Annotated in this window: 4 protein-coding genes and 1 rRNA gene; 1 reads left to right on the forward strand and 4 read right to left on the reverse strand. The window is 30.0% G+C overall.

Annotated features, from left to right (window positions below; translation table 11 throughout):
- The 4 genes from WAK64_RS22275 to WAK64_RS22290 form a co-directional block, all read right to left on the reverse strand.
- Positions 1-74, reverse strand: a 16S ribosomal RNA gene (locus WAK64_RS22275); the annotation flags it as partial.
- Positions 75-629: 555 nt separating this feature from the next.
- A complete protein-coding gene (locus tag WAK64_RS22280; RefSeq protein WP_336589162.1) occupies positions 630-1,826 on the reverse strand; it encodes an ABC transporter permease family protein in 1,197 nt (398 codons plus the stop codon).
- Complete coding sequence (locus WAK64_RS22285) at positions 1,816-2,424, reverse strand: ATP-binding cassette domain-containing protein (protein WP_336589163.1); 609 nt, start codon at positions 2,422-2,424, stop codon at positions 1,816-1,818. The genes WAK64_RS22280 and WAK64_RS22285 overlap by 11 nt, the downstream gene beginning before the upstream one ends.
- Positions 2,421-3,311, reverse strand: coding sequence for a hypothetical protein (locus WAK64_RS22290; protein ID WP_336589164.1), 891 nt, complete (start codon positions 3,309-3,311; stop codon positions 2,421-2,423). Before WAK64_RS22290 ends, WAK64_RS22285 begins: the two co-directional genes overlap by 4 nt.
- Before the next feature lie 384 nt (positions 3,312-3,695).
- On the opposite strand from WAK64_RS22290, the gene WAK64_RS22295 reads away from it, so the two are divergent.
- The coding region (locus WAK64_RS22295; protein ID WP_336589165.1) for a transposase at positions 3,696-3,836 on the forward strand (141 nt) is incomplete at its 3' end.

Genomic DNA, 3,836 nt, shown 5'->3' on the forward strand with positions numbered 1-3,836 from the left:
TCAGTCCGCTCGACTTGCATGTATTAGGCACGCCGCCAGCGTTCGTCCTGAGCCAGGATCAAACTCTCCATAAAAGTAGTTTGACTTGCTCATGTTTGTGTAAGAACTTAGTTCTTACGTTTAGAATTAACGTTGACGTTTCGTCTTTTCAGTTTTCAAAGTTCAATTGGTGTCGTTTTGGCGACTCATTTATAATAGCATGTGACAACTAATGAAGTCAATAACTTTTTTAATAGTTTTTGATTTAAATAATTAATAGCTTATAAAACTTTTAAAGCCTTTGATAGAAAGAAGCAATCACCTTTGCCATTACATTGATAATTATTGACTTGATACAATTTCTCTACATAGATTCTTACAATATACATTTCTTCTTTTATATTTATAGAAAAACAGCATTTAATTAAAAAACGAATACAGTCATTGTTAGGGTTCAAATCATGATACCGCCTTTTCTATATTAAGTGACTTGAAGAAAAGGCATATGTTTAAAAAAAGACAGTCTCACTTACAAGTGAAATCTGTCCCTAGTTTAGAATAGCAGCATAAATGGCCAATGGTTGAAAATAGGCCATTTATTTCTAGATTAAATTATTTTTATACCAGAACCATCAGTACAAGTGCTTGTTTCAATCAAATTCTTTATCCTTTTTTAATAGTTCCATCATATCCATATTACTTGTTTTCTTTATACCTAAAACATACACAAAGCTTAGACTAATTAATAATACAAGTATATCTATACCGATAATTAGTAAAAACAAATCAATACTTATTGGAACAAGCTTGAGCAAGTAAACGATCAAATAGATTAGTAACGTTATAATAAAAATTAGTTTAAATATATTATATTGCAGCTTGGTATAAACCTTAACGATAGACTTCTTGTCATAACCATTTAGCTTAAGAATAGCGATTTCTTTTCTTTGAATCCTTAGAAAGTTAATCATTAACAAGACAGCTGTAATGATAGAGGTTATTACAAAGACGATACTTAAGATCATTAAAATAACTTGTTTAGATCCTATGTTGACTGAAAAATTTTCAAAACTACTAAAAGTATAGCTAGTATAGTACTGATGTTTTTTTAATAGTTCTCCAACTGAATCTACATCCTTTATGTCCTTAACATATACGATCATTTTATCCAATTGGGATTGTTGAATAAACTCAAAGCTGTCTGAAGAATCTTTATACATAGTTTTCAACAATTTTATAGCTTCTTTATCATTTACATAGGCTTGATTATTATTAGGAATTGATTGTATAAGGATAGCATTTTCATTCTTTGCCCCTTCATCTGCTATAAATCTTTTATCGACTACTTCATTTGAAGAAAATCCACCGTCTTTTTCTTCTATTATCGGTATTTTAAAGTCAATATGATCCTCTACCGTTTCCTTTATACAAATACTGTCGTCTTTTAATGTACATGTATCACCAACTAAAAACGCAAGTTCTTCACTTAACCCTAACATAGAATATCCTTTTTCTAATGAATCATCAAAAATGGTAGGTAAAATATAAATAGGGTAAGCCTTTGCTTTATCTGAAAGCCCATTTTCTAATAAAAGATCATTAATATCATTTTCATCTTGCAATTGAACCCCTACGGATGAGCTTCCTTCTGCTTTACCCTCTACATGTATGACTTTCACATTACTGTTATTAAAATAATCTTTATTAATCGATCGATATTGATCAGCTAAATAAGCAAATATAAAATTAAACATACTAAGAGAAACTACCATTACAATTAAAGAGATTGTTAGAAAGTGATGTGTCTTTTTACGTAATATATTCACCACTAAGTCTTTATTTTTCATCAAAATTTCCTCTTTCTAAGTATAGCGTTTTATCCGCATATTCCTTAACTAAAGGGTCATGTGTAGTAACAATAATTAATCGCTCTTTTGATAGGTTTAGAAGTAACTCCAACAAACCTATTTTTAAATCACTGTCAATGTTAGCTGTGGGTTCGTCTAAAAGAATCACTTCTGGTACATTTAATAGTGCTCTGGCGATGGAAACCCTTTGTTTTTCGCCACCAGACAGAACCAATACTTTTTCATCAATTAACCGTTCTATACTAAGGTCTTCACCTATTTTTTGAATAATTTCATCGTATTCCTCTGGTTTATTTTTTGTTACATTGAGCTTAATATAAAGATTTTCTCTTACTGTCACGTTAGTTAATAGCATATGATCTTGCATTACATATTCTAAGCAATTAAAATATGTTTGAACTTCTCCACTATCAGGAGCATCAAACCCCGCTATAATATTTAATAAAGTAGACTTCCCACTACCACTTATGCCATATATCGCATATAACCCTGTTTGATCAAATTGATAATGACAATTAAGAAGAACACTATGTCTATATTTCTTATTTATATTCTTTAATTTCAGAATGGACGTCATGTGTCTAGCTCCAATTTCTCAATTTTTCCATCACAATAAATACTAACTTCAGAAAGCGTTTCTTCAAACCCAATAAAGTCAGTACCATTAACAATTATTTCTCCCCCATTAAGCTCTGATACTTCAAAATTTCCTGTATCATCCACTTCTAAGATGTATTTATCACCTACTACCCAAGATAAAACAACAACTGGTTCTAAATTTTTCATTACCTTCTGTCCACATAACAGTTGTTGATCTTTCATGTAGCATATATCTTCTCCAAAGGAACTTAAATTTTGAGAAACACCTTCTGCTATTAGATCAAATTTTGATAGAGATAAATTAGTTTCATATAAATTTTGTTGACCATCTTCAAACAATAATGTATACATATTATTTTCCGAAGACATCCCAATTCCAAATATCTTTTCAGACATTTCATTTTTCATAGTCTCTAGTTGTTCAAGGTCATTTTCTTCATTTAATTTGAATAGTCCTTTAAATGATTGTTCGTCACCAGAGTAATCCATTACAGCAAAAATATACTGACTATCAACTACAGCCAATGGAAAAATAGCTTCTGAATCATTTTCATGAGAATAAATTGTTTGAAATTGTTCATTATTTCGTTTTAAAATCTTAAATCGATTAGTAATAGAATTTCCCTTCGTTATGTACTCATCATTATTATAGAGACGATATTCAAATTCATTATCCGTTGAATCAATTTTATCCCTATTCACCATCTCTTCTATGTCATATGTATAATAATTAACACCATCATAAACAAGTTTACAATTCTTAACTTTACATCCTAAATTCTCTTCAGTATCCACAGTCTCTTGGTTACAACTCATTAAAAATGGAATAAAACATAACCAAAATAACGAGTAAACATATTTCAATTAATTCCCTCCAAGCGAAAAGGGAGTTCAGTTCAATATAAGTGATTTTAATAGATAAGTACTTTTATCAATAATCACTTTTAACAGTCTCCCATCATATAATTTATTTATTTTATAAGAGCATATCAGCTTGCACATATTTACTAATTTATTGCTAACTTGTCCCTTATCTATCTACTATGCTTTAACTAGCATAATGAGAAGGGAAAATAAACGATTGTTACACGAAACTAGATGAATTATATAATACTATTAATAATCTAAAAGGAGTTCTACCAACAAAAACACAGTAAAGCCTACGTTAAGTACCTTGGAGTTAGTATAGTTTTATGGACACCGATTAGTTAACTCTCTATGATTAATATAAGAGAGGAAGTGTCCGGTATGGCATCAAAAAACAGTCGTAATTATAGTGAAGATTTTAAGAAAATGGTGGTCGAACTTTATCATTCAGGTCAATCGGTGAGTTCTTTAAGTAGCGAATATGGCGTATCTGAAGTCACAATTTATAAATGGATTAAAGCC

The organism is Bacillus spongiae (assembly GCF_037120725.1).
In the GTDB taxonomy this organism is placed as follows: Bacteria; Bacillota; Bacilli; order Bacillales; family Bacillaceae_K; genus Bacillus_CI; species Bacillus_CI spongiae.